Origin of the sequence: Albibacillus kandeliae, assembly GCF_003116585.1 — a bacterium.
GTDB classification, from domain to species: domain Bacteria; phylum Pseudomonadota; class Alphaproteobacteria; order Rhodobacterales; family Rhodobacteraceae; genus Albibacillus; species Albibacillus kandeliae.
The window spans coordinates 919,706-940,739 of the sequence record NZ_QEHM01000003.1; the positions used below are offsets into that span (position 1 = coordinate 919,706).

Below are 21,034 nucleotides of genomic sequence, written 5' to 3' on the forward strand. Positions count from 1 at the left end.
CGCAACAATGCGGCGCGGGCGGCGGCACCGGGAGATTGCACATGGCTCAACAGGCGCAACTGCAATGGCGGGATGGCGGCGTGCCGGTCTCGACCCGGTTCGACGACCCCTATTTCAGCCTCGAGAACGGGCTCGACGAAACGCGTCATGTCTTTCTCGGCGGCAACGACCTGCCGGAGCGTTTGCGCGACGGGTTCCACATCGCTGAACTGGGGTTTGGCACAGGCCTGAACCTGCTGGCCACGCTCGAGGCCTGGGGCGAACGGCCCGGCGCATTCCGCTACACCAGTTTCGAGGCCTACCCGATGGGGCGGAACGACATGGCGCGCGCCCTTTCGGCCTTTGCCGGGATCAGACCATTTGCCGACCTCCTGCTGGCGGCATGGCGCGCGGACGGGGGCGAGATGCAGGTCGGACCCGCGCGGCTGGAGGTGGTGGTGGGCGACGCGCGCGAGACCCTGCCCGGCTGGCAGGGCGCGGCGGATGCCTGGTACCTCGACGGCTTTTCCCCGGCGAAGAACCCCGAACTCTGGCAACCCGAGCTGATGGGGGACGTCGCGGCTCATACCACTCCCGGCGGAACGGCTGCGACCTACACGGCGGCGGGCTTCGTCCGCCGTGGTCTGGATGCGGCGGGGTTTGACGTTGAACGGGTGCCCGGATATGGGCGCAAACGTCACATGACAAAGGCGCGACTCAGATGACTCATACCGGCCAGCCCACCGGTGCCGCAGCGGCAGCTCCGACCCAGCAAAGCAACAACATCCCTCTCGGGATCGCGCTGATGATCGCCACCACGGTGGTGTTTTCGCTACAGGACGCGATTTCGCGGCACCTGGCGGGGACCTATAACACCTGGATGGTGGTGATGATCCGCTACTGGTTTTTCGCCGCTTTTGTCATGGTGCTGGCTGCGCGCAGGGCCGGGGGGCTTCGCGCGGCTGCCAAGACCGCGCAACCGGGTGTGCAGATCTTCCGGGCACTGTTGCTGGCCGCGGAAATCTGCGTCGCGATCTACGGCTTCACGCTGCTGGGTCTTGTCGAAAGCCACGCGGTCTTTGCCAGCTACCCGCTGCTGGTAGCGGCCCTCTCAGGCCCGATCCTTGGTGAAAAGGTCGGTTGGCGGCGCTGGACCGCCATCGGCATCGGTTTCGTCGGGGTGCTGGTGATCCTCGAACCGGGGTTTGGCGTGTTCAATCCCTTGGCCATCGTGCCGCTGATCTCGGCGGTGATGTTCGCAGTCTACGGCCTCGTCACCCGCTATGCCGGGCGCAAGGACCGCACCGCGACCTCGTTCTTCTGGACCGGCGTCGTCGGCTCGATCTTCATGACCTGCGTCGGCGTCTGGTTCTGGGAACCGATGAGCGCGGGCGACTGGCTATGGATGGGCACGCTCTGCCTGACCGGCGCCAGCGGGCATTGGCTGCTGATCCGCTGCTATGAGGTGGCCGAGGCCAGCGCGGTCCAACCCTTTGCCTACTTCCAGCTGGTCTTTGCCTCGGCGCTGGGCATGGCGATCTTCGGCGAAGTGCTGCGCCCGAACGTTGCCGTGGGCGCAGCCATCATCGTCTGCGCGGGTCTGTTCACCCTATGGCGCGAACGTCAGAAGCGTTGAGCCGGTGAGTTCCGCGGAGAAGGGCACCGGCAGCGGTTCCTCTCCCAGCCGGGCGCGGTAGACCGGCAGGCTCTCGGTCACCCGCATGACGTAGTTCCGGGTTTCGTCGAAGGGGATCGTCTCGATCCAGTCGACGACCTCGGTCTCGTCCTTGGCATCCTTGCGCCGCGGATCGCCATAGCGCTGCATCCAGCGGATCGGGCGACCCGGCCCGGCGTTGTAGCCCGCCGACATCATCACCACGTTGCCGCCAAGGTCGCCCGCCAGCTTGGCCAGGTAGTTGGCGCCGAGCTTGGCGTTGTAGTCCCACTCCCGCGTCAGCCTGTCGGTATCGTGCGCGCCGAGAATCCCGAGCGTGTCGGCAACCAGCCGCGCGGTCGCGGGCATCACCTGCATCAGCCCGCGCGCGCCTGCGCCGCTGATCACCGCTGGGTCGAACTCGCTTTCGCGGCGGGCGATGGCCAGCACCATCTCGGGCGCCATGGGCAGCTTGAGCTTGCCGACCGGATGCATCGGGTAATAGGCGCCATAGAGGATCTGTGCCCGCTGCGCCGCCCGCTTGGCGATCATCACGGCGAGGTGGGGGCGGTCGATGTCCAGTGCCATCTGGCCCAGTTGTGCGGCGGCGGTATCGTCCTGGCTCTCGACCAGGTGGGTGAGGAACCGCTCGCCAAGGTCCGTCTCGTCAGCGGTCAGCAGCAACAGGCCGGCCTGCAGCACGGTCGACTCCCGGAAGGCAGCAGACTTCCACGACGGCAACTCAGGCGGCTTGCGCAGCAGCGGGTCGAAGGGAACGCCGCCCCGCTCCGCCGCCAGCAGGCCGTAGAACGACGTCTGATACCGGGCGCCCATCGCGTAGGCCTTGCGCGCCTCTTCCTTCTGCCCCAGCGCCTCGTATGTGCGGCCCAGCCAATACCCCGCGCGGCCCTTTGAGATCGGCGAGGCGATGGCGGCGTCGAAGTTCTTGAAGTGGGTCAGAGCGGTCTTGGGATCGTTCAGCTTGCGCAGGGCGAGGAATCCCGAGAGCCATTCGAGGTCGGCATGGACATAGCCCGCTTCCGGCGTGGTGAAATGAGAGGAGGCGACGCGATAGGCCTTCTTGTAGGATTCGTTGCCCATCAGCATCCGCGCGAGGTCCAGCCGCCGGCCTGCCCAGGCGGCAGGTTCTCCCAGTGCCTTGGCGCTTGTGCTGCGTTCCAGCAGCAACTCGATCGCGCTGTCGTCACGGCCCTTGCGGTCGCGCCAGACAAAGCGGTCGTGGGCCAGGCCCGCAGACCCGGTCAGCGCGGGCGGGACCGCTTCGATCCGGACGTCGACGCCTGGGGACTGTTCGTGCAGGGCGATGCGCGCCTCTGCCAGCTTGCGGTGGCCGTCATCGACGAGGGGCAGCATCCGCCGCGCGCTCTCGACGTGGTTGTCCCACAGCATCTTGTCTAGCCGCGCTTCGTGATGCGGCGCCAGCAACCGCCTGTAGGCCGAAAGATAGGCCGCCTGCGTCGCCTCGCGCATCGGCATGGTGCGCCATGCCATCACCAGCGAGGCCTCGCCATCGCCCTGCTGCCCGGCGGCGATCTGCGCCCCGGCATAGGCCAGCACGCCCTCCGGCGTCTGCGGCGGCTCGTCGGCAAAGAAGGCGAGGATATGCGGCTTGCCCGCCGCGATGATCGCCGGCTCGCTCTTGCGCCGCAGCCAGTCCAGACCGGGCCAGTCGGGGTTGCGCCCGAGAAAGGCCTCGACCTCGGCAGCGGTGCCCGCGCCCGACCGGAGGCGGTGCCATTCTATGATGTCGCGCCCGACCGAGCCCCTTGGCCCGGCAGCGGCGAGGGCCGCGTCCCAGTCGCCCCCGCGCATTTCCTTCATCGCTTTCTTCAGGGCGGCCCCGGATTCGGCCGCTGCCGCGCCGGAAAGCGCCGAAAACAGCAGGAACAACAGGGTCAGAACGCGTGTCATCACTTGCATTTGGCGAGTAACCAAGGATAGAGCCTCTAGTCGTTGCATCCCGTCATAGCGGGTGTGACACCCAACCGTGCCACAGGCATCTTCATAGCGGGTTCCGACCCGCCAGACCAATGAAACAAAAGGGAGCGCCCCCATGTTCACAGGCTCCATGCCAGCCCTCGTCACTCCGTTCCGTAACGGCGCGTTGGACCTGGATGCGCTCAAACGCCTTGTGGAGTGGCACATAGAAGAGGGGTCGTCGGCGCTGGTTCCCGTGGGCACCACCGGCGAGAGCCCGACCCTGAGCCATGCCGAACACGAGACCGTCGTGGAAGAGGTCGTGAAGGCCGCCAAGGGCCGCATCCCGGTCATCGCCGGCGCGGGTTCGAACAACACGACCGAGGCCATCCATTTCGCGCAGTTTGCCGAGAAGGTCGGCGCCGATGCGATCCTCGTGGTCACGCCCTATTACAACAAACCGACGCAGCGCGGGCTGGTGGCGCACTTCACGGCCGTCCACGACGCCTGCAACCTGCCGATCATCATCTACAACATCCCGCCGCGCTCGGTGATCGACATGGTCCCGGCCACCATGGGCCAGCTGGCCAAGCTGCCGCGCATTGCCGGGGTCAAGGATGCGACCGGACGGCTCGAGCGGGTCAGCCAGCAGCGCGCCGCCTGCGGCAAGGATTTCATCCAGCTCTCGGGCGAGGACGCAACCGCGCTGGGCTTCAACGCCCACGGTGGTGTCGGCTGCATCTCGGTCACGGCCAACGTGGCGCCGCGTCTCTGCGCCGAGTTCCAGGCCGCGACGCTTGCAGGCGATTACAAGACCGCGCTCGACTACCAGGACCGGCTGATGCCGCTGCACGAGGCGATCTTCATCGAACCCGGTCTCGTGGGGGCCAAGTACGGCCTGTCTAAGCTGGGCATGTGCACGGAAGAGGTGCGTTCGCCCCTCACCGGGCTGGAGGACAGCACCAAGGCCGCGATCGACGCCGCAATGCGTCACGCCGGTCTGGTGAACTGACCTCTCGCCACCCTAGACACTGACACGCAGCGCCCGGCCGATTGGCCGGGCGTTTTCGTTTCTGCCAGATTTCAGCCACTGCCGATCAGGATGCCCGCCGCCAGCACCAGCGCGCCGCCCAGAACCACCTGAAACGCGGCACGAAAGAAGGGCGTCTCCATGTAGCGGTTCTGGATCCATGCGATGGCCCAGAGCTCGCAGAAAACGACGACAAAGGCGATTGCGGTGGCGGTCCAGAAATGCGGGATGAGATAGGGCAGGGCGTGGCCCAGCCCGCCAACGGCGGTCATCACCCCCGAGGCCAGCCCGCGCTTGACCGGAGAGCCGCGCCCGGACAGTTCGCCATCGTCGGACGCGGCCTCGGTAAAGCCCATCGAGATCCCCGCCCCGACCGAGGCGGCAAGACCGACGAGGAAGGTGGTCCACGGGTCCTGCGTGGCAAAGGCGGTGGCAAAGATCGGCGCCAGCGTCGAGACCGAGCCGTCCATCAGCCCCGCCAGCCCCGGCTGGACCCAGGTCAACACGAACTGCCGGTGCGAGGTTGCCGCCTCGGCATCCCGCGCCTCGGGCCCGACGTGTTCTTCCATCAGGTGCGCGGCTGTGCGCTCGTGGCTGGCCTCGGCCGCCGCGAGATCGCCCAGCAGCTTGCGCGTGGTCGCATCGCTCGTGCGCTTGGCCGCCTCGATGTAGAAGCGTTCGGCATCGCGCTCCATCATCTCCGCTTCCTCGCGGATCCGGTCGATCCCGAGGTTCTCGACCAACCAGATCGGCCGCCGGTTGTAGTAGCCAGCCACGTGCTCACGGCGGATCAGCGGGATGGTCGGCCCGAATCGCTGTTCGTGCAGGGCGATCAGCCGGGCCCGATGCTGGTCCTCCTCGGCGGCCATACCCTCGAACATGCGGGCGGTCGCCGGGTAATCCGCGCGCAGGGTCTCGGCATAGCCGCGGTAGATGCGGGCATCGTCCTCTTCCGACGAGACGGCCAGCGCGATGATCTCGCGCTCGGTCAGGTCGGAGAAACGCTTTCTCGATGTCAGGAAGTTCATTTGCTGTCCAGTATTAGAATTATTCTAAATATAACCTATTCATCCGGAGTGGCAACCATGTCTCCCGGGAGTTGTTGAAAGTGAACAGTTCGGTTTACACTGGACCATCCAGCAGAGCGAGACAGCAATGAACGATGCATCGGCGATCCTGCGCACCGGACGCAAATTCGATCAGGTCATTGCCGGTGCGCGGCAGGTCTTCCTCAGCGACGGCTTCGAAGGGGCCAGCGTGGATGACATCGCCAGGGCCGCCGGGGTCTCCAAGGCGACGCTCTACAGCTACTTCCCCGACAAGCGCCTGCTCTTCCTCGAGGTCGCCCGGCTGGAGTGCGAGCGCATGGCCGAGAACACCGTCAGCCTGATCGACGAGGAGGCGCCCCCGGGACAGAACCTGCGGGTCGCGGCCCATCACATTGTGCGTTTCCTGCTCTCGGACTTCACCCAGCAGTGCTTCCGCATCTGCGTGGCCGAGAGCGAGCGCTTTCCCGAACTCGGGCAGACCTTCTATCACCACGGTCCGGCCGAGGGAAAACGGCGCATCTGCGAATTCCTGCAACGCGGGATCGAGAAGGGTTTCCTCGACATCGACGACGTCGATATTGCGGCCGAACAGTTCGGGGAACTCTGCAAGGTCCGGCTCTGGACCCGCCTCGTCTTCGGCGTGCAGAAAACCTTCACCGACGAAGAGATCGAGGCCGTGGTCGAGAACGCGGTAAAGACGTTCCTCGCGCGCTACGGCACCGACAAGAGCAGGCTCTAGTCGACCCGGCGCACCAGCAGCTGGTTGCCGTCGCCCCGCTTGGTCTCGAACCGCTTCAGCTCGCGGATCAGGTCGCTCAGCTTCTTCTTGCCATAGCTGCGGGTATCGAAATCCGGGTTCGAGGCGGTGATATACTGGCCGACCTGACCCAGCGAGAACCACTCGTCCTCCTGCCCGATGGCATCCATTGCGCGGATCACCAGCTTGGTGGGGTCCTCCATCTCGGCGGGCGCCTCGCCGTCCTCCGCAACCTTGTCCTGCCGCGGCTTGGTCTTGACCGGGTCGTTCATCAGGTTCTCGACGTAGATGAACCGTTTGCAGGCCTTCACGAAGGCCGCCGGCGTCTTGCGCATCCCCATGCCGTAGACGTCCAGCCCCTGTTCCCGGATGCGGCTGGCGAGCCGGGTGAAATCGCTGTCGGAGGAGATCAGCACGAAGCCGTCGAACCGCCCCGAGTGCAGGATGTCCATCGCATCGATCACCAGCCCGATGTCGCTGGCGTTCTTGCCGGTGGTATTGGCGAACTGCTGGTGCGGGACTATGGCGAGCGCCGCCAGCTTGTCCTTGGTCCAGCCCTGCGGTCCGCCGCCGGAGAAATCGCCGTAGATGCGGCGGATGCTGGCCTCGCCGAACGAGGCGATTTCCTCGAACATCGCCTCGGCGTACTTTGCCGAGATATTGTCGGCGTCGATGAGCACCGCGAGCAGCGGTACATCCTGGTTCTGGGCCATGATGATGATCTCCCGGTTTCGCGGTCACCCTCTACGATACCGGGAGGAGGTGCAACCGCTCAGAGGGGGCGGAACATCACCAGCGCATCGACGTAGCCCTCGCGCGGGTGGTGAAAGGCCAGCGGCAGGCGGCCCACCGTCTCGAAGCCCGCCCGCGTCCAGGTGTCGATGGCGCGCGTATTGGTGGAGACGACGAAATTGTACTGCATCGCCCGGAACCCGCGTCGCTTCGCCTCCTCCAGCGAATGCGACAGCATGGCCTGCGCCACACCATGCCCCCGCGCCTCGGGCGAGGTGCAATAACCGGCGTTGCACACGTGCCCGGCATTGCCCTTCGCGTTCTGGTTCGGCTTGACGTAATAGGTCCCGACGATCCGGCCCTCCAGTTCCGCGACGAAGTTCACCGCACCCGGGCCCCGCCAGTAGTCGAACCCGCCCGCGCGTCCGCCCGCCGGATCGGCGGTAAAGAACTCGCCGGACTCGATGGCCGGTTTCAGGATTGCCCAGATGGCGTCATCGTCCGCTGCGGCGGCCTGCCGGATCGTCAGGGTCATGTCAGCTCAGCCCAGTTCGTCCACGGTCGAGATGATCTTGCCGACCAGCCCGTAATCCTTGGCCTCGTGCGCCTTCAGCCAGAAGTCACGCTGCGTGTCCTCGGCGATGCGCTCCTGCGTCTGGCCGGTGGCCTCGGCGAACAGCTTGTGGAACCGCTCCGACATGATGCGGATCTGTTCGGCCTGGATCATCAGGTCGCTGACCTGCCCGCGAATCCCGCCCGAGGGCTGGTGCAGCAGGAAGCGGGTGTTGGGCAGGCAGTACCGGTTCTCCTTCTGCGCCCCGACGAAGATCAGCGCGCCGGCGCTCGCCACCCAGCCAGAACCGATGGTACGCACCGTGGGGCGGATGAACTTGATCACGTCATGCACCATGTCGCCGGATTCCACATGACCGCCGGGCGAGGAGATGAACACGTTGATCGGGTCGTCGCTTTCCTCGGCCAGCGCAAAGAGATGCGTGACCGCGCGCTGCGCCAGCTTGTCGTTGATCTCGCCCGCGATGATCACGTTGCGCGATTTGAAGAACAGGTTGTCCACCCGTCCCGAGGCCTGCGCCTCGTCGTCCTTCTTCGGGGTATCCTCGTCGTCGCCGTCGAACTTCGTGTACATCGGTCTCTCCCATCGGGCTTGCAGGCGACCACGGGATAGCGCCGCCCCGCTGTCGAAGTTAATCACCTCTCCGGCGGCTGCAAGCCGATAGCAGGGAGTCTCCTCATCCGCGTGCCCCGGCCAGAACCCGTCCCGCCTCCCCGCTTCTTTGGGTTTCAAGTATCCCGGGGAGCGTGAGGGGCAGCGCCCCTCACTCCCGAACTCCCCGCCCACGCCCCTTTTGACGGACACGGCAACGAAAAAGGCACCGGCCTGGCTGGCCGGTGCCTCTCTGTCCCGTTGCTGGTGGATCAGTATTCGACGACCGCGCGGATCGACTTGCCCTCGTGCATCAGGTCGAAGCCCTCGTTGATGTCGTCGAGGCTAAGCGTGTGCGTGATCATCGGGTCGATCTCGATCTTGCCGTCCATGTACCAGTCGACGAACTTCGGCACGTCGGTCCGGCCCTTGGCGCCGCCGAATGCCGTGCCCTTCCAGACCCGGCCGGTAACCAGCTGGAACGGACGGGTCGAAATCTCGGCGCCTGCCGGGGCCACGCCGATGATCACCGACACGCCCCAGCCGCGGTGCGAGCATTCGAGCGCGTCGCGCATCACCTTCACGTTGCCGGTGGCGTCGAAGGAATAGTCCACGCCGCCGATCTGGTCCGCGCCGCGCTTGGTCAGGTTCACGATCTCCTGCACCGTGTTCTCGACCTTCGAGGGGTTCACGAAGTGGGTCATGCCGAACTTCTTGGCCATCTCGGCCTTGTCGTCGTTCAGATCGACGCCGATGATCATGTCCGCACCCGCCATACGCAGGCCCTGGATTACGTTCAGGCCGATGCCGCCGAGGCCGAAGACCGCCGCGGTCGAGCCGATCTCGACGCCCGCGGTGTTGATCACGGCGCCGATGCCGGTGGTAACGCCGCAGCCGATGTAGCAGATCTTGTCGAAAGGCGCGTCTTCCCGCACCTTGGCCAGCGCGATCTCGGGCATCACGGTGTGGTTGGCGAAGGTCGAGCAGCCCATGTAGTGATAGATCGGGGTGCCATCCAGCATCGAGAAGCGCGTGGTGCCATCCGGCATCAGGCCCTGGCCCTGCGTGTTGCGGATCGCGGTGCAAAGGTTGGTCTTGCCCGACAGGCACGACGGGCACTCGCGGCATTCCGGGGTGTAGAGCGGGATCACGTGATCGCCCGGCTTCAGCGTGGTGACGCCTTCACCCACCTCGACGACGACGCCCGCGCCCTCGTGGCCGAGGATGCAGGGGAACAGCCCCTCCGGGTCAGCGCCCGAACGGGTGAACTCGTCGGTGTGGCAGATGCCGGTCGCCTTGATCTCGACCAGCACTTCGCCAGCCTTCGGACCATCGAGATTCACTTCCATGATTTCGAGCGGTTTACCGGCCTCGAGGGCCACGGCAGCACGGGTACGCATCATGCAGTCTCCTTGTTTTCGGTTGCGCGGACCCTGTGCGAAGCGGCCCGATAGATCAAGCCCTCGTCAGGTTTCGCAGGTCTATTGATCCAGCCTGAGGGAGACCCGGGCAGAGCCTCCGACACCGTCCAGCACGACGATGGTGGAGAAGCCGGGATCGAGGTCGGGCAGGGCGATCTCTCGATCATGTCGGCCTGTTGCCACGGGCCGTCCGTTCGCCAGCACGGTGAAGGGCGCCGCGCCGCCGCGCAGCTTGAGCGTGACGGGTGCGCCCGCGAGGGCAAGCCGCGCGCCATCCGGTGGAAAGGTCAGCCGCAGCGCGTCTGCCGGTTCGGCGAAGGCGGCATCGCGCGGGCGAAACCGTTGCAGGGGGCGGGGCAGTTCGGCCGAGCCGACGATCAGGGTGGCGGGCGGAGGCGGCGGCAGCCGGTCGAAGCCGGGCTTGAGCCGGCCGAAAGCTTCGAACAGGACGGGTGCCGCAAGGTCGCCGCCAAATGCGCCGGGCACCGGCGTCCCGTCGGGCCGTCCCATCCAGACGCCGACCACGTGGCGCCCGTCATAGCCGATCGCCCATGCGTCGCGGTGCCCGTAAGAGGTGCCGGTCTTGTAGGCCAGAACGCCCGAGGGCGCACCCGGTGGCGGGGTCAGACCGGCGAGGATATTGCCCACCTGCCACGCCGCCTCGGCCGAGATCAGGCGTGGCATTTCGCTGCGCGGTTGCGAAATTTCGCTGCGCAGCGAAAATCCCGCGCCGCCGTTCGCAAGCGCAGCATAAAGCTGGACCAGATCGTGCAGGCTGACCCCGAGGCCGCCCAGCGAAACCGCGAGTCCGGGCCTGCCACCGGGGATGTGCAGTTCGGCGCCCGACCGCTCCAGCGCCGAGACGAGGCGGGCGGGGCCTAGCGCATCGGTGAGCTTGACCACCGGGATGTTCAGCGATTGCTGCAGCGCCTCGCGGACCCGGATGTCGCCGCGGAACGTCCCGTCGAAGTTCTGTGGCGCGTATTGGCCAAAGGCGACGGGCCCGTCATTTATCAATGTTTCCGGGTGAACGAGGCCCTGATCGAAGGCAAGCCCGTAGATCAGCGGCTTGAGCAGCGACCCGGGCGAGCGGATCGCGCGGGTCATGTCGACATACCCCTCGCGCCCTCCCGCGTTGCTGTAATCGGGCGATCCGACCGAGGCGAGGATCTCGCCGGTGGTGTAGTCGGCGGCGATCAGCGCGATGGACAGGTTCGGTCCCGCGCGTCGGGCGGCATCGGCCGTAAGGCGCTCGAGGGAACGCTGCAGCGCAGCGTCAATGGTCATGTCGTGGCGGTGTCCGACAGGGTCTTCGCTGCGCAGCGAATCCCCGAGGTGTGCGGCGAGACGGGGGAAGTCATGCTGCGCTTCCGGGATCTTTTGCTGCGTTGCGGCATTCAGGGATTCCGTGGTCAACGCGCCCTGCGAAAACAGCCGGTCCAGCACCCGGTTACGGGCGTCGAGCGCCCGCTCCGGGAACCGGTCGGGTCGGCGCGTTTCGGGCGACTGGGGCAGAGCGATCAGCAGGGCCGCTTCGGACGGGGTGAGGCGCCGTGGTTCCTTTCCGAACCACGCGAGGCTCGCTGCACGTACCCCTTCGATGTTGCCGCCATAGGGTGCGTGGATCAGGTAGAGCCGCAGGATCTCTTCCTTGCTCAACCGCCGTTCGAGCGCCATCGCCACACGCATCTGCCGCAGCTTGCCGTTCCAGCGTCCGGTCGGGCCGTCCTCCAGCAACCGGGCGACCTGCATGGTGAGGGTGGAGCCCCCCGAGATCACTCCGCCGTTCCCGATGGCCTGCCCTGCCGCTCGCAGCATCGCCAACGGGTCGACGCCGTGATGGGTCAGGAAACGCTTGTCCTCGTAGCGGATCAGCATGGCGACATAGGTCGGATCCACCTCGCCCGGCTGCACGTCGAGCCGCCAGATACCGTCGCCAACCTGATAGGCGCGCAGCAGGTCTCCGTCGCGGCCGCGCATTTCCTGCGAGGTCTCGGCGAGGGTCAGGGGCAGGTCCGTCCGGTCGATCCAGCGATCCATACCGTCCCGCACCGCCGCGCCCAATCCCAGCGCAAGCACCAGTCCGGCGAGGACGGGCGCCGGTCTAGGCATCGACCCAGCCTTCCCAGAGGCCGGGATAGCGGGTCACGAAACCGCAGTCGTGAACCTCGAGCGGGGCTCGAAAGTTCGGCGAGACGTATTCGACCCGGCCATCGTCCTGCAGGGTGTAGGTCTGCTCCAGCACGGCGAGCCCGCTCAGGTCCGGCACCAGCCAGGCGGCGCGGGCCGGCAGCGCGGCAGGTCCGTTGCCCGCAAGGCGCCGCACCGGCATCAGGTTCGTTGCCGGGGTAAAGCTGAGGTCGATGTCGGTGCAGCCGTCAAGCTGGGGCTGCTCGGCGTCGTTCACCCGCCACGCGTGCTGCTCGCGCGCGATCCGCAGAGCGATCTTCTCGCCCTCCACCCGCCCCGAGATATCGGCGGAGAGGGTCAGCCAGTTTTCGTCGCAGCGCACGGCATAACTCATCTCCCCCGGATGCGCTCCGCCCCAGCGTGCCTGCCCGGTCAGCAGCCAGCCATTGTCGGCATGGGCCAGCGAACAGCGGTCGGTACCTTCGCAGTCGAGCCGCCGCCAGTGGGCCATCGCCAGTATGCCATGCTCCTCGCTCATTCCGTGACCGTCAGCTGGCCCGCCCCGGTCCGCGCGCGGTAACGGGGGCGGTACATGTCCTCGACCGAGGCCGCGGGATGATAGAACCGGCCGGGCGTGACGGCGCGGGCGATGTAGGCCAGCGTGACCGTGCCGGTGCCGTAGTGATCCACCGCCGCAATGAACCGGTCCGAACGGAATTCGGCATGGCGCGCGTCCGTCGGTTGCAGCCAGCCAAGCGCGCCCACCTCGCCCGAACGCAGGAGGTTCGGGTTGTCGATCTCGACCCCGGCGGGCAGCGGATCGTCGATCATCAGGCGCGCCTCGCTGTTTTCGAAAGGCTTGACCGTGAGAACAGCGACGAACCTGTCCCCGACCGCGAACTCGGAGCCGCTGATCGCGTTCCCGTCCATATCGTAGTAGCGCCGTTCGATGGCATATCCGGTGCCCCCCGCCTCGGGCGCGACCTCGGGTATGCCCATCGTGGTCAGGGTGATGTCGGTCGCCTTGCCGTCGGCGGAGGAAATGGCGAGCGCGCGCTGGCTCCCGTCATCTTCCAGCACCTGCACAAAGGGACCGGTCACCGCCGCACCGTTGACCCGCAGACCCGACTCCTCGGGCCGCTTGATCAGGGCCTGCGCCGCAATCAGGGTCCAGCTCGCCTCCTGCGTCGACAGCCGCTGGTCGGTTCCGGTGACCCGCTGGACAAGGGACTCGGTCGGCAGCGCGGTGCTGCCAGCCTCGGTCGCCAGCGCCAGCACCGCCGCCGAGTCGCGCAGGTCGGTGCCGTAGTCCGCGCGCCAGAGTGGCGCCTCGGCCTGCCGCTGCGAGAGCATCTGCCCGGCGCGGGCGAACATCATGTCGGCCCTCCCCTGATCGCCATAGGCAGCGAGCGCCGCCCCGATCTGCGCGGCGGCAAGCGGGGTCGCAAAGCTGTTGCCCTTCACGTCCGCGTAGTAGCGCAGGTCGGCGATGGCTGCCGCACCTTCGCGTGCGAGAACGAGAAGCGCATAGGCGACGTCCTCGCCGCCCCGGTCGAAGTCGGGTGCGTAGTTCACCCGGTTGCGCAGGTTGTCGAGCGCCATGCGCATCGGCAGGTCCGGAACGCGATAGCCTTCGGCCCGCGCCCGGGTCAGGAAGTCGCTGACGTAGGCATCGAGCCAGAAGTCGCCGGATTCCGGCTGCCACAGGCCAAAGGCCCCGTTCGGTGCCTGCCGGGTCAACACCCGCGCGATGGCGGCGTCCACCCGCTCCTGCACGTCGGGCCCTGCGCCAAGTCCGGACGCCTGCGCGACCGAGGACAGGTAGAGCAGCGGCAGCGCCTTGGAGGTCACCTGCTCGGTGCAGCCATAGGGGTAGCTGTCGAGCGCGTTCAGCAGCCCTGGCGCGTCGAACCGCGCCAGCGGCCCGGCCGAGAGGATCGCGCGTCCGGTGCCGGTGCGCAGTCCGGCAAAGACGTCATCGGTAAAGGCAAAGGTATCTCCGGCGGCGAGGGCAAATCGGCGGGTCTGCGACACCACCGGATCGTTCGCGCGCACCGGCAGGCGCAGCGTCTGCGTCAGAACTTCGCCGCCCGGGGTCGTCAGAACCACGTCGAAACTCGGATCGCCCACGGCGCTGGCCGAGACCGGAATCTGAAACCGTGCCTTGGCCTTGTCGCCGAGCGTGAAGGTTCCCGGCCCCTGCGCGATGGTCAACTCCTTGCCCACGTTCGCGAGCGACAGCGACATCTCGCCCGAAGGTCCATCGGCATGGACGACCTCCAGCAGGATGCGGCTCTGGTCACCGGGGGCGAGGAAGCGCGGAACCGAGGCGGTCACCACCACCGGGTCGCGCACGATCATGTCCCGTTCCGCCTGTCCGACGGCGCGGGGCGACCAGGCCACGGCCATCAGCCGCACGGTGCCGTTGAAGGCGGGCAGGGGGATGGCGACCTTGGCGGTACCATCGGCGCCGACCCGGACCAGCCCCGAGAACGAGGCGACGAGATCCTGCGTCGGCGGGGGCGATTGCAGCCGCGCGCCCTGGTCGGCATCGCCACCCGACCGCACGGTGCCCATTGCTCCGTTCATGCCGTCGATCAACCGGCCATAGACATCGCGCAGTTCAGCACCCAGCCGCCGCTGGCCGAAGTAATAGCCCTGCGGGTCGGGGCTCTTGAACCCGGAGAGGTTGAGGATACCGACATCCACCGCGGCGAGGGTGAGATAGACAGCGTCGCCCTCGGTCGCGCCTGCGACAGAGACCGAGATCTCTTGCGTCTGGCGCGGCTCCGCAACCTCCGGAGCGTCGATGCTGACGGTCAGTGCCTTGTCACCTGGGGCAATCGCGGCATGGGCCACACCCATGCTCCGGGCCGGGTTCTGGCCAGCGGCCACGTCCATCGGCCGGATCAGCGTTGCGGTTACATAGGCGCCGGTTCCCCAGTCAGCGGTCACGGACAGGGGAATGCGGCTCTCGCCCGCGGGCACCTCGACCGCCTCGCGGTGGATCACGTGATTGGACAGCACCGAGATCAGCGCCGTACCAGCCGCGCGCGGGACGATGCGCAGCGTCGCGGTATCGCCGACCGTGTAGTCCGGCCGGTCGAGCGACAGCTCCAGCCGGTCCGGAGTCGCGGTGGAATCGGCGGGTGCGTACCAGCCCGCGTAGAAGGTCGTCGAGGCCGAGGTGTAGTCGCCGCCGACCGACTCGACCACCAGCTCGTATTGGCCCCAGTCGACCTTTTCGGACAGGCTCAGCGGCGCGCCCGCGAGATCCGCCTCGCCGGTTGCGATCCGGCTGCGGCGCGTCACCGGCTCCCAGTTCCAGTCGCCGTAAAGCTGGTACCATTGATAGCGCGTCTCGACCCGGTTCAGCGTCCACTTCACCCGCATCGGGGCGGGGGTCATGTCCGGCGCGAGGGAGATCACCTCGAACGCGGCCTCGGTCCCCTCGGCCACCACGTCGTCGAACATCGGCTTGATCCCGATCACCGCGCTGTCGGGCAGGAGCGGCGCGGTCAGGCGCCGCTCGACCGGGCGGGCGCCGCCGTCTGCCACGCGTGCGATCACCGTCAGCTCCAGCGGCCGCCCTTCGCTGTCGTACTGCGGCAGATCGAGCGCCACGGTGGCCAGGCCAGCCGCATCCGTGCGCGCGCCGCCGAAGTAGCCGCTGCGCGGGGTGCTTTCGCTGTCATGTCGGCCAAAGACATATCCGGGCCAGGCCGCAAGCGTCCGCGTCGGGCGCAGAACCACCTGCCCTTCGACGCTCAGGTCCGCGCCGGGGGCTCCGAACAGGTAGCGCGCCTCGACGGTCAGCGGCGGGGTATCGCCCGGGCGGATCGGCCCGGCGGGCAGGGCGAGGTCGTAGTCGATGCGCTCGGGCAGGAAATCCTCGACCAGCAGGGTCTGCGTCGCAACGGCGTCCGCCTTCGGATCGGTCTTGATGTCGAGCCGCCAAGTGCCGCGTGGCACCGTGGGGCCGGTGGCGAAATCAAAGACATGCCCCCCGGCATTGCCGCCATCCGAGACGACGCGGCGGTATTCGACCCCGTCGGGCCGGGTCAGGATCGCGATCAGGGGCAGGCCCTCGATGGCCTTGATCCCGGCATCGCGGGACAGGGCGGTGGCGTGGATCGTTTCGCCTGCACGGTAGGCGCCACGGTCGGTGGTCAGGAAGACATCGACCGGCCCGGCGGGCGCGCGGCCTTCGACGCCGCGATCGGAGAGGTCGAAGGCAGGGTCGGTCAGGCTGAGAAAGGCAAAGTCATCGTCGCCCGCGTTGGCGAGTACCATGGCGGGCGCGGCCCCGCCGGTGCCGCGGGTCAGACCTGCGGCGAAACGGGCGATCCCCTCGGCATCTGTCGTGGCGGTGGCGAGGACGGCATTGGCACGCGACACCAGCCGCACCTCGACACCGTTCCGCGCCTTGGCGTCCGACAGCCCGCGCACCATGACATCAAGTCCGTCAGTACCCGAAACGGTCGAAATCCCGAGGTCGGTCAGGACGAACCACTGCGTCGCCCCGGCATCCTCGTAGGGGTCGGCGCCGGGAATGCTGGCGGTCAGCGCATAGATGCCGGGCGCCTGACCGGCAATCGCCTCGCCCATCGGCAGGCGGGTGGTCATGTCGCGGTTCAGCTCGTTGCCGACATCGGCGCTGCCGGTCCAGATTTCCTCGGCGATCTCGGTCGAGAATGTTTCCAGCTCCCACTGGCTCAGCGGGCGGCCAAAGTAGTTGTCCTGCACGGCGCGCAGCAGGTTGCGGTCGCTGACCTTGCGCAGGGCAAGGTCGAGCGTCGCGGTGTTGACCGTATCGACCGGCAGGGCCACGTCCGCCGCCTTGGGCAGGACATAAGCGCGGCCCGGAAAGCTGACCGAGGGCGAGCGGTCGCGAACGTATTGCGTCACCTCGACGTCCTTCCACGTCGTCTCGCCGCTGGCGGCGGGCAGCCCCTTGCGGAAGGTCACCCGGTAGCGCTGGCCATGTTCCACGCCGTCGATGCAGAGGTCCTTGCCCTCGGCCACCACGACCAGACCCGACTGCGGCATCTGGACATAGGGTTCGTAGTCGACTCCGGTCTTGGCCAGTGGCTCGCTGAATTCGGCGCAGATGCGCGGTGTGGCGCTGTCCTGGTCCACCCGCGTGTCGGTGATGCGGAAGCCGTACTTGCCGATGGCCTCCTCCAGCATCCGTTCGAAATCGTCGCGGGGCTGCTCGTCCAGCGCCAGCCGCAGCGCGGGGATCATCGCGCGCCCCCGGCCAAGCGCCTCGAGCGCCTGCGCCATTTCGAAGAGAGCCGAGGCGCGAATGCCGGGGGTATCGCCGCGCAGGTATCCGTTGATCGCGGCGGTCAGCGCCCGCTGACGGTAATCGCGCTCGGAATGGGTCTGGTCGCCCTTCAGCGTCAACAGACGATGTGCATAGTCCACCCAAAGGTCGGCCCGATCGCTCAGCGAAACCGCCGCGCCGGTCCACGCCATCGCGGCCACCGGCTTGTTCTCGGCGCTGCGGGCACGAGCAGCGTCAAGAAGGGTGGCAAGGTCGTTGTCACCGGCCGAGTGCAGCAGGCCCAGTTCACGCCCCAGCCGGGCCGCCTCAGAAAGATCGGACTCGCCCAGAAACCCGAGCGCGGCAGACCGCGACCGTGCCGCGTCGCGGGTGGTGGGATCGGTGGCGACACGCAGGGCCGAGATGGCCCCCTCGTAGGGCTTGCGTTCGCTTACTGCGCGTTTTGGAAAGCAGGCGCGCGACCTTGAGTTGTAGGTGAAGGCGCTGCACTGGCTGGTTGCGCTACAGGCCCGTATGCAGCTTTGCAGGTCGGTATCGAAGAGCGCGTCGAGGTCCGCGCCGTAGAAATCCATGTTCCGGGTGACCACGTAGCGAAACTCGGGAACGGCGTCCTGTGCACGGGTCGACATCGCGGGGAAAAGCCCACAAACCAGAGTGAAAAGTGCTGCCAAAACAAAGCGCTTCATGGGATCCTCCTGCAATGTCCAACAGGGTCGCACGCGCCCTCTGGGTTGGCAAGGATTCCCCGCAGCCCGCGAGGCTTAAGCTCATGTTCACCGAGTCGCGGGATAAGCGCGGGGGGAGATTGGCCGTTCTGAACCGTCGGAGATTCTGGGGCAATGAGCCTTGCGAACAAACTTGCCGAGGAGCGGCGCGCCCGTCTCGCGGCAGAACGGCTCCTGGAACTCAAGCAGGCCGAACTCTCGGCCGCCAATCGCAAGCTCGGGCGGCACGCACTGGCCCTCACGCGGCAGATCGGCGAGACCCGCGCCGAGGTCGCCACCGTCCGGGACGAGAATGCGCGGGTAAAGTCCGACCTCACCGTGGCCCACGAAAAGATCCAGATCGCCGAACGGCGGCTCTGGCTGTCGATCCAGGCGATCGAGGACGGTTTTGCCTTCTTCGATGCCGACGGTCTGATGATCGCGGCCAACGCCGCCTACATCAGCGCTTTCGACGGGCTGGAGGAAGTGGCACCGGGAGTGTCCTACGCCCGCATCCTGCAACTGCTGACGGACGAGGGGCTGGTCGACACCGGCGAGCTCAGCCCGGCGGGCTGGCGCACGATGATGAGCGAACGCTGGCAACTCGCCAGCCCCGAACCGGTGGTGGTGCGCTGGTGGAACGGCGAATTCATCCGGCTGATCGACCAGCGCGGGCATGACGGCGATATGGTCAGCCTTGCCCTGAACATCACGGATTCGGTGCGCCACGAGGCCGAACTGGAGGGCGCCCGCGAGAAGGCGGAGATGGCCAATCGCGCAAAGTCGACCTTTCTCGCCAACATGAGCCACGAGATACGCACGCCGATGAATGGCGTGGTCGGCATGGCGGAACTGCTGTTCGACACCGACATGAACGAGGAACAGCGCCTCTATGCCAAAACGATCAAGAGCTCGGCCGAGGCCTTGCTGGTCATCATCAATGACGTGCTCGACTATTCAAAGATCGAGGCGGAAAAGCTGCAACTGCACCCCGAGTCCTTCGACCTCGAACGCTGCATCCACGAGGTCGTGATGCTGTTGCAGCCCACGGCCCGCGACAAGGGGCTGGCGCTGCTGGTCGATTACGACCTGTTCCTGCCGACGCTGTTCATCGGCGATCCCGGGCGCATCCGCCAGATCCTGACCAACCTCGTCGGCAACGCGGTCAAGTTCACTACCGAAGGGCACGTGCTGATCCGTGTGACCGGCGTCAGCGAAACCGGGCAACCGGGCTGCGCGGTTCACGTGGTGATCGAGGATACCGGCATCGGCATTGCCGAGGACAAGGTCGACTACGTGTTTGGCGAGTTCAATCAGGTGAACGGCGAGAGCAGCCGCGAGTTCGAGGGGACAGGACTGGGCCTTGCCATCACCCGGCGCCTGATCGAGATGATGGAGGGCTCGGTCTGGGTCGAAAGCACCGAGGGCGAGGGATCGTGTTTCGGCTTCCGCCTCGTGCTGCCGATGGACGAGGGCGAACAGCCCGCGCCGCCGGTCCTGCACCCTGCCCTGCGGCGGGTGCTGGTGGTGGACGAGCGGCAGGTTCATCGCCAGATCCTCGCCAAGCAGCTGGGTCAGCTCGGGGCAGAGGTCACCCTGTGCGACTCCGGCGCAGAGGCGCTGGAGAAGGTGGATGTCCAGACTGGGCTGGTCGTCAGCGCCCACAACATGCCCGATATGGACGGCCTCGAACTTGCCGAGGCACTGCGACTACGGAACGTGCCGCAGGTGCCGTTCCTCCTGCTCAGTGGCAACCCCACCTTTGCCCAGAGCGATCCTGCCTATCGCCACGTGCAGGGATTGTTGCAGGAACCCTATCCGCGCAGCGACCTGTTCGGGCGGCTGGCGGCCATCGCGGCGCTGCTCGACGCGCGCGATCCTGTGACCGGAGAGTTGCCCGCCGCCGCTATCGGGGCGACCACGTCAGGGGCGGTTGATCTGGTGCCGAGGGGGGGCAGAGCCCCGCACGACCAACGCCCGATGCGCGTCCTCGCCGCCGAGGACAATCTCACCAATCAGCTCGTTTTCCGCAAGATGACCAAGGACCTCGCCATCGAACTGGCCTTTGCCAGCAACGGGATCGAGGCGGTGGACCTCTACGGCGCCTTCCAGCCCGATCTGATCTTCATGGATATCTCGATGCCGGGGATGGATGGAAGGGAGGCAACCCGCGAGATACGCCGGCTCGAGAAGCGGCTGGGAACCCAAGTGCCCATCATTGCCCTGACCGCCCATGCGATGGAGGGCGAGGCCGAGGATATCCTCTCGGCCGGGCTCGACCGGTTCATGACCAAGCCGTTGCGCAAGGCCCTGATCCGCGACCGGATCGAGGAATTCCGCCCGGTCGGGACCTGCCCGCTCGAACCGGTTCAGGAAGCTGAGTCGTAGGGGCGGACAAAGACCGGTTTGTCGGTGGCGGAAAGGTCGGGGCGATAGACGTAACCGCCGCTGTCGAACTCGGTAATCGCCGTGGGATCGGTCAGCCGGTTCTGCACGATGAATCGCGCCATCGCGCCGCGCGCCCGCTTGGCGAAGAAGCTGACGATCTTGGGCGTGCCGTTCTTGTCTTCCATGAACTGCGGCGTGATCACCCGCGGTTTCAGTGCCTTGAGATCGACCGCGCCGAAGTACTCTTGGCTGGCGCAGTTCACCAGCACATCGGACCCGGTCGCCTCGGCCTGCGCGTTCAGCGCCTTGGCCGGCACATCACGCCAGTAGTCGTAGAGCGATGCCCCTCGCCGGGTCTTAAGCCGGCTGCCCATTTCCAGCCGGTAGGGCTGGATCGCGTCCAGCGGCCGCAGCAGTCCGTACAGACCGGAGAGAATGCGCAGCCGGTCCTGGGCCCAGGCCATCTCGTCGGCGTCGAGCGAGGCAGCTTCGAGCCCGAGGTAGGTGTCGCCCGCAAAGGCGAGCGCGGCAGGGCGCGTCACTTCGGCTTCGGGAGCATCCTGGAAGGCACGGAACCGGTCCCTGTTCAGACGGGCAAGGTCGGGGCTGATGTCCATCAGCTTCTGAAGATCGCCCAGCGTCAGGTTGCGTGCGGTTTTGGCAAGGCGGATGGCATCGTCCTGAAAGGCAGGCTCGGTCGCCGCCACGTCACGTTCCGCCCAGTCCAGCCGCTTGGCCGGAGAGATCACCACCAGCATGTTTTACCCCCGGTTTGTTCCGCGCCAGATGTAGCGGTG

At 66.8% G+C, this 21,034-nt stretch carries 15 protein-coding genes; 5 read left to right on the plus strand and 10 right to left on the minus strand.

The features are described 5' to 3' along the window. The first annotated feature begins 41 nt into the window (after positions 1-41). The gene (gene mnmD / locus DDT93_RS10280) at positions 42-704 is read left to right on the plus strand and encodes a tRNA (5-methylaminomethyl-2-thiouridine)(34)-methyltransferase MnmD (RefSeq protein ID WP_109465696.1); all 663 of its coding nucleotides are present in this window, start codon (positions 42-44) and stop codon (positions 702-704) included. Next, positions 701-1,615, plus strand: coding sequence for a DMT family transporter (locus tag DDT93_RS10285; RefSeq protein ID WP_109465697.1), 915 nt, complete (start codon positions 701-703; stop codon positions 1,613-1,615). The genes mnmD and DDT93_RS10285 overlap by 4 nt, the downstream gene beginning before the upstream one ends. Here DDT93_RS10285 and DDT93_RS10290 read toward each other — a convergent pair. Next, complete coding sequence (locus DDT93_RS10290; RefSeq protein WP_109465818.1) at positions 1,589-3,565, minus strand: lytic transglycosylase domain-containing protein; 1,977 nt, start codon at positions 3,563-3,565, stop codon at positions 1,589-1,591. The genes DDT93_RS10285 and DDT93_RS10290 overlap by 27 nt on opposite strands. 142 nt (positions 3,566-3,707) lie before the next feature. Here DDT93_RS10290 and dapA point away from each other — a divergent pair, with 142 nt between their 5' ends. Next, on the plus strand, positions 3,708-4,583 hold the full coding sequence (gene dapA, locus DDT93_RS10295) for a 4-hydroxy-tetrahydrodipicolinate synthase (RefSeq protein WP_109465698.1): 876 nt from the start codon (positions 3,708-3,710) through the stop codon (positions 4,581-4,583). Between the two features lie 71 nt (positions 4,584-4,654). Here dapA and mbfA read toward each other — a convergent pair whose 3' ends face one another. Continuing rightward, positions 4,655-5,629, minus strand: coding sequence for an iron exporter MbfA (gene mbfA / locus DDT93_RS10300; protein ID WP_109465699.1), 975 nt, complete (start codon positions 5,627-5,629; stop codon positions 4,655-4,657). 127 nt (positions 5,630-5,756) lie between these two features. Here mbfA and DDT93_RS10305 point away from each other — a divergent pair, with 127 nt between their 5' ends. Beyond that, positions 5,757-6,389: a TetR/AcrR family transcriptional regulator gene (locus tag DDT93_RS10305; protein ID WP_109465700.1), complete on the plus strand. Its 633-nt coding sequence runs from the start codon at positions 5,757-5,759 to the stop codon at positions 6,387-6,389. Here DDT93_RS10305 and DDT93_RS10310 read toward each other — a convergent pair. The 7 genes from DDT93_RS10310 to DDT93_RS10340 form a co-directional block, all read right to left on the minus strand. Continuing rightward, positions 6,386-7,120, minus strand: coding sequence for an NYN domain-containing protein (locus tag DDT93_RS10310; RefSeq protein WP_109465701.1), 735 nt, complete (start codon positions 7,118-7,120; stop codon positions 6,386-6,388). The two genes, DDT93_RS10305 and DDT93_RS10310, sit on opposite strands and share 4 nt — an antisense overlap. A gap of 59 nt (positions 7,121-7,179) precedes the next feature. After that, the gene (locus tag DDT93_RS10315) at positions 7,180-7,674 is read right to left on the minus strand and encodes a GNAT family N-acetyltransferase (protein ID WP_198654814.1); all 495 of its coding nucleotides are present in this window, start codon (positions 7,672-7,674) and stop codon (positions 7,180-7,182) included. Between the two features lie 6 nt (positions 7,675-7,680). Next, positions 7,681-8,286 (minus strand): ATP-dependent Clp protease proteolytic subunit, encoded by a 606-nt coding sequence (locus DDT93_RS10320; protein ID WP_109465702.1) that lies wholly within the window; start codon positions 8,284-8,286, stop codon positions 7,681-7,683. A gap of 290 nt (positions 8,287-8,576) precedes the next feature. Further along, positions 8,577-9,704, minus strand: coding sequence for an S-(hydroxymethyl)glutathione dehydrogenase/class III alcohol dehydrogenase (locus DDT93_RS10325; RefSeq protein WP_109465820.1), 1,128 nt, complete (start codon positions 9,702-9,704; stop codon positions 8,577-8,579). 81 nt (positions 9,705-9,785) lie between these two features. Beyond that, on the minus strand, positions 9,786-11,837 hold the full coding sequence (gene pbpC / locus DDT93_RS10330) for a penicillin-binding protein 1C (RefSeq protein WP_198654815.1): 2,052 nt from the start codon (positions 11,835-11,837) through the stop codon (positions 9,786-9,788). After that, positions 11,830-12,393: a putative glycolipid-binding domain-containing protein gene (locus DDT93_RS10335; RefSeq protein ID WP_109465704.1), complete on the minus strand. Its 564-nt coding sequence runs from the start codon at positions 12,391-12,393 to the stop codon at positions 11,830-11,832. Before DDT93_RS10335 ends, pbpC begins: the two co-directional genes overlap by 8 nt. Beyond that, positions 12,390-17,831 carry an alpha-2-macroglobulin family protein gene (locus DDT93_RS10340; RefSeq protein ID WP_109465705.1) on the minus strand — a complete coding sequence of 1,814 codons (5,442 nt, stop codon included), beginning with the start codon at positions 17,829-17,831 and terminating at the stop codon, positions 12,390-12,392. The genes DDT93_RS10335 and DDT93_RS10340 overlap by 4 nt, the downstream gene beginning before the upstream one ends. Before the next feature lie 153 nt (positions 17,832-17,984). On the opposite strand from DDT93_RS10340, the gene DDT93_RS10345 reads away from it, so the two are divergent. Beyond that, positions 17,985-20,237, plus strand: coding sequence for a response regulator (locus tag DDT93_RS10345; protein WP_109465706.1), 2,253 nt, complete (start codon positions 17,985-17,987; stop codon positions 20,235-20,237). Here the strand turns inward: DDT93_RS10345 and yaaA are convergent. Continuing rightward, positions 20,219-20,995: a peroxide stress protein YaaA gene (gene yaaA, locus DDT93_RS10350; RefSeq protein ID WP_109465707.1), complete on the minus strand. Its 777-nt coding sequence runs from the start codon at positions 20,993-20,995 to the stop codon at positions 20,219-20,221. The genes DDT93_RS10345 and yaaA overlap by 19 nt on opposite strands. Positions 20,996-21,034: the final 39 nt, after the last annotated feature.

Excerpts from the sequence above, each read along its gene's own strand:
- mnmD (WP_109465696.1), top strand. The coding sequence starts at position 42 with ATGGCTCAACAGGCGCAACTGCAATGGCGGGATGGCGGCGTGCCGGTC.
- DDT93_RS10285 (WP_109465697.1), top strand. The coding sequence starts at position 701 with ATGACTCATACCGGCCAGCCCACCGGTGCCGCAGCGGCAGCTCCGACC.
- DDT93_RS10290 (WP_109465818.1), bottom strand. The coding sequence starts at position 3,565 with ATGACACGCGTTCTGACCCTGTTGTTCCTGCTGTTTTCGGCGCTTTCC.
- dapA (WP_109465698.1), top strand. The coding sequence starts at position 3,708 with ATGTTCACAGGCTCCATGCCAGCCCTCGTCACTCCGTTCCGTAACGGC.
- mbfA (WP_109465699.1), bottom strand. The coding sequence starts at position 5,629 with ATGAACTTCCTGACATCGAGAAAGCGTTTCTCCGACCTGACCGAGCGC.
- DDT93_RS10305 (WP_109465700.1), top strand. The coding sequence starts at position 5,757 with ATGAACGATGCATCGGCGATCCTGCGCACCGGACGCAAATTCGATCAG.
- DDT93_RS10310 (WP_109465701.1), bottom strand. The coding sequence starts at position 7,120 with ATGGCCCAGAACCAGGATGTACCGCTGCTCGCGGTGCTCATCGACGCC.
- DDT93_RS10315 (WP_198654814.1), bottom strand. The coding sequence starts at position 7,674 with ATGACCCTGACGATCCGGCAGGCCGCCGCAGCGGACGATGACGCCATC.
- DDT93_RS10320 (WP_109465702.1), bottom strand. The coding sequence starts at position 8,286 with ATGTACACGAAGTTCGACGGCGACGACGAGGATACCCCGAAGAAGGAC.
- DDT93_RS10325 (WP_109465820.1), bottom strand. The coding sequence starts at position 9,704 with ATGCGTACCCGTGCTGCCGTGGCCCTCGAGGCCGGTAAACCGCTCGAA.
- pbpC (WP_198654815.1), bottom strand. The coding sequence starts at position 11,837 with ATGCCTAGACCGGCGCCCGTCCTCGCCGGACTGGTGCTTGCGCTGGGA.
- DDT93_RS10335 (WP_109465704.1), bottom strand. The coding sequence starts at position 12,393 with ATGAGCGAGGAGCATGGCATACTGGCGATGGCCCACTGGCGGCGGCTC.
- DDT93_RS10340 (WP_109465705.1), bottom strand. The coding sequence starts at position 17,831 with ATGAAGCGCTTTGTTTTGGCAGCACTTTTCACTCTGGTTTGTGGGCTT.
- DDT93_RS10345 (WP_109465706.1), top strand. The coding sequence starts at position 17,985 with ATGAGCCTTGCGAACAAACTTGCCGAGGAGCGGCGCGCCCGTCTCGCG.
- yaaA (WP_109465707.1), bottom strand. The coding sequence starts at position 20,995 with ATGCTGGTGGTGATCTCTCCGGCCAAGCGGCTGGACTGGGCGGAACGT.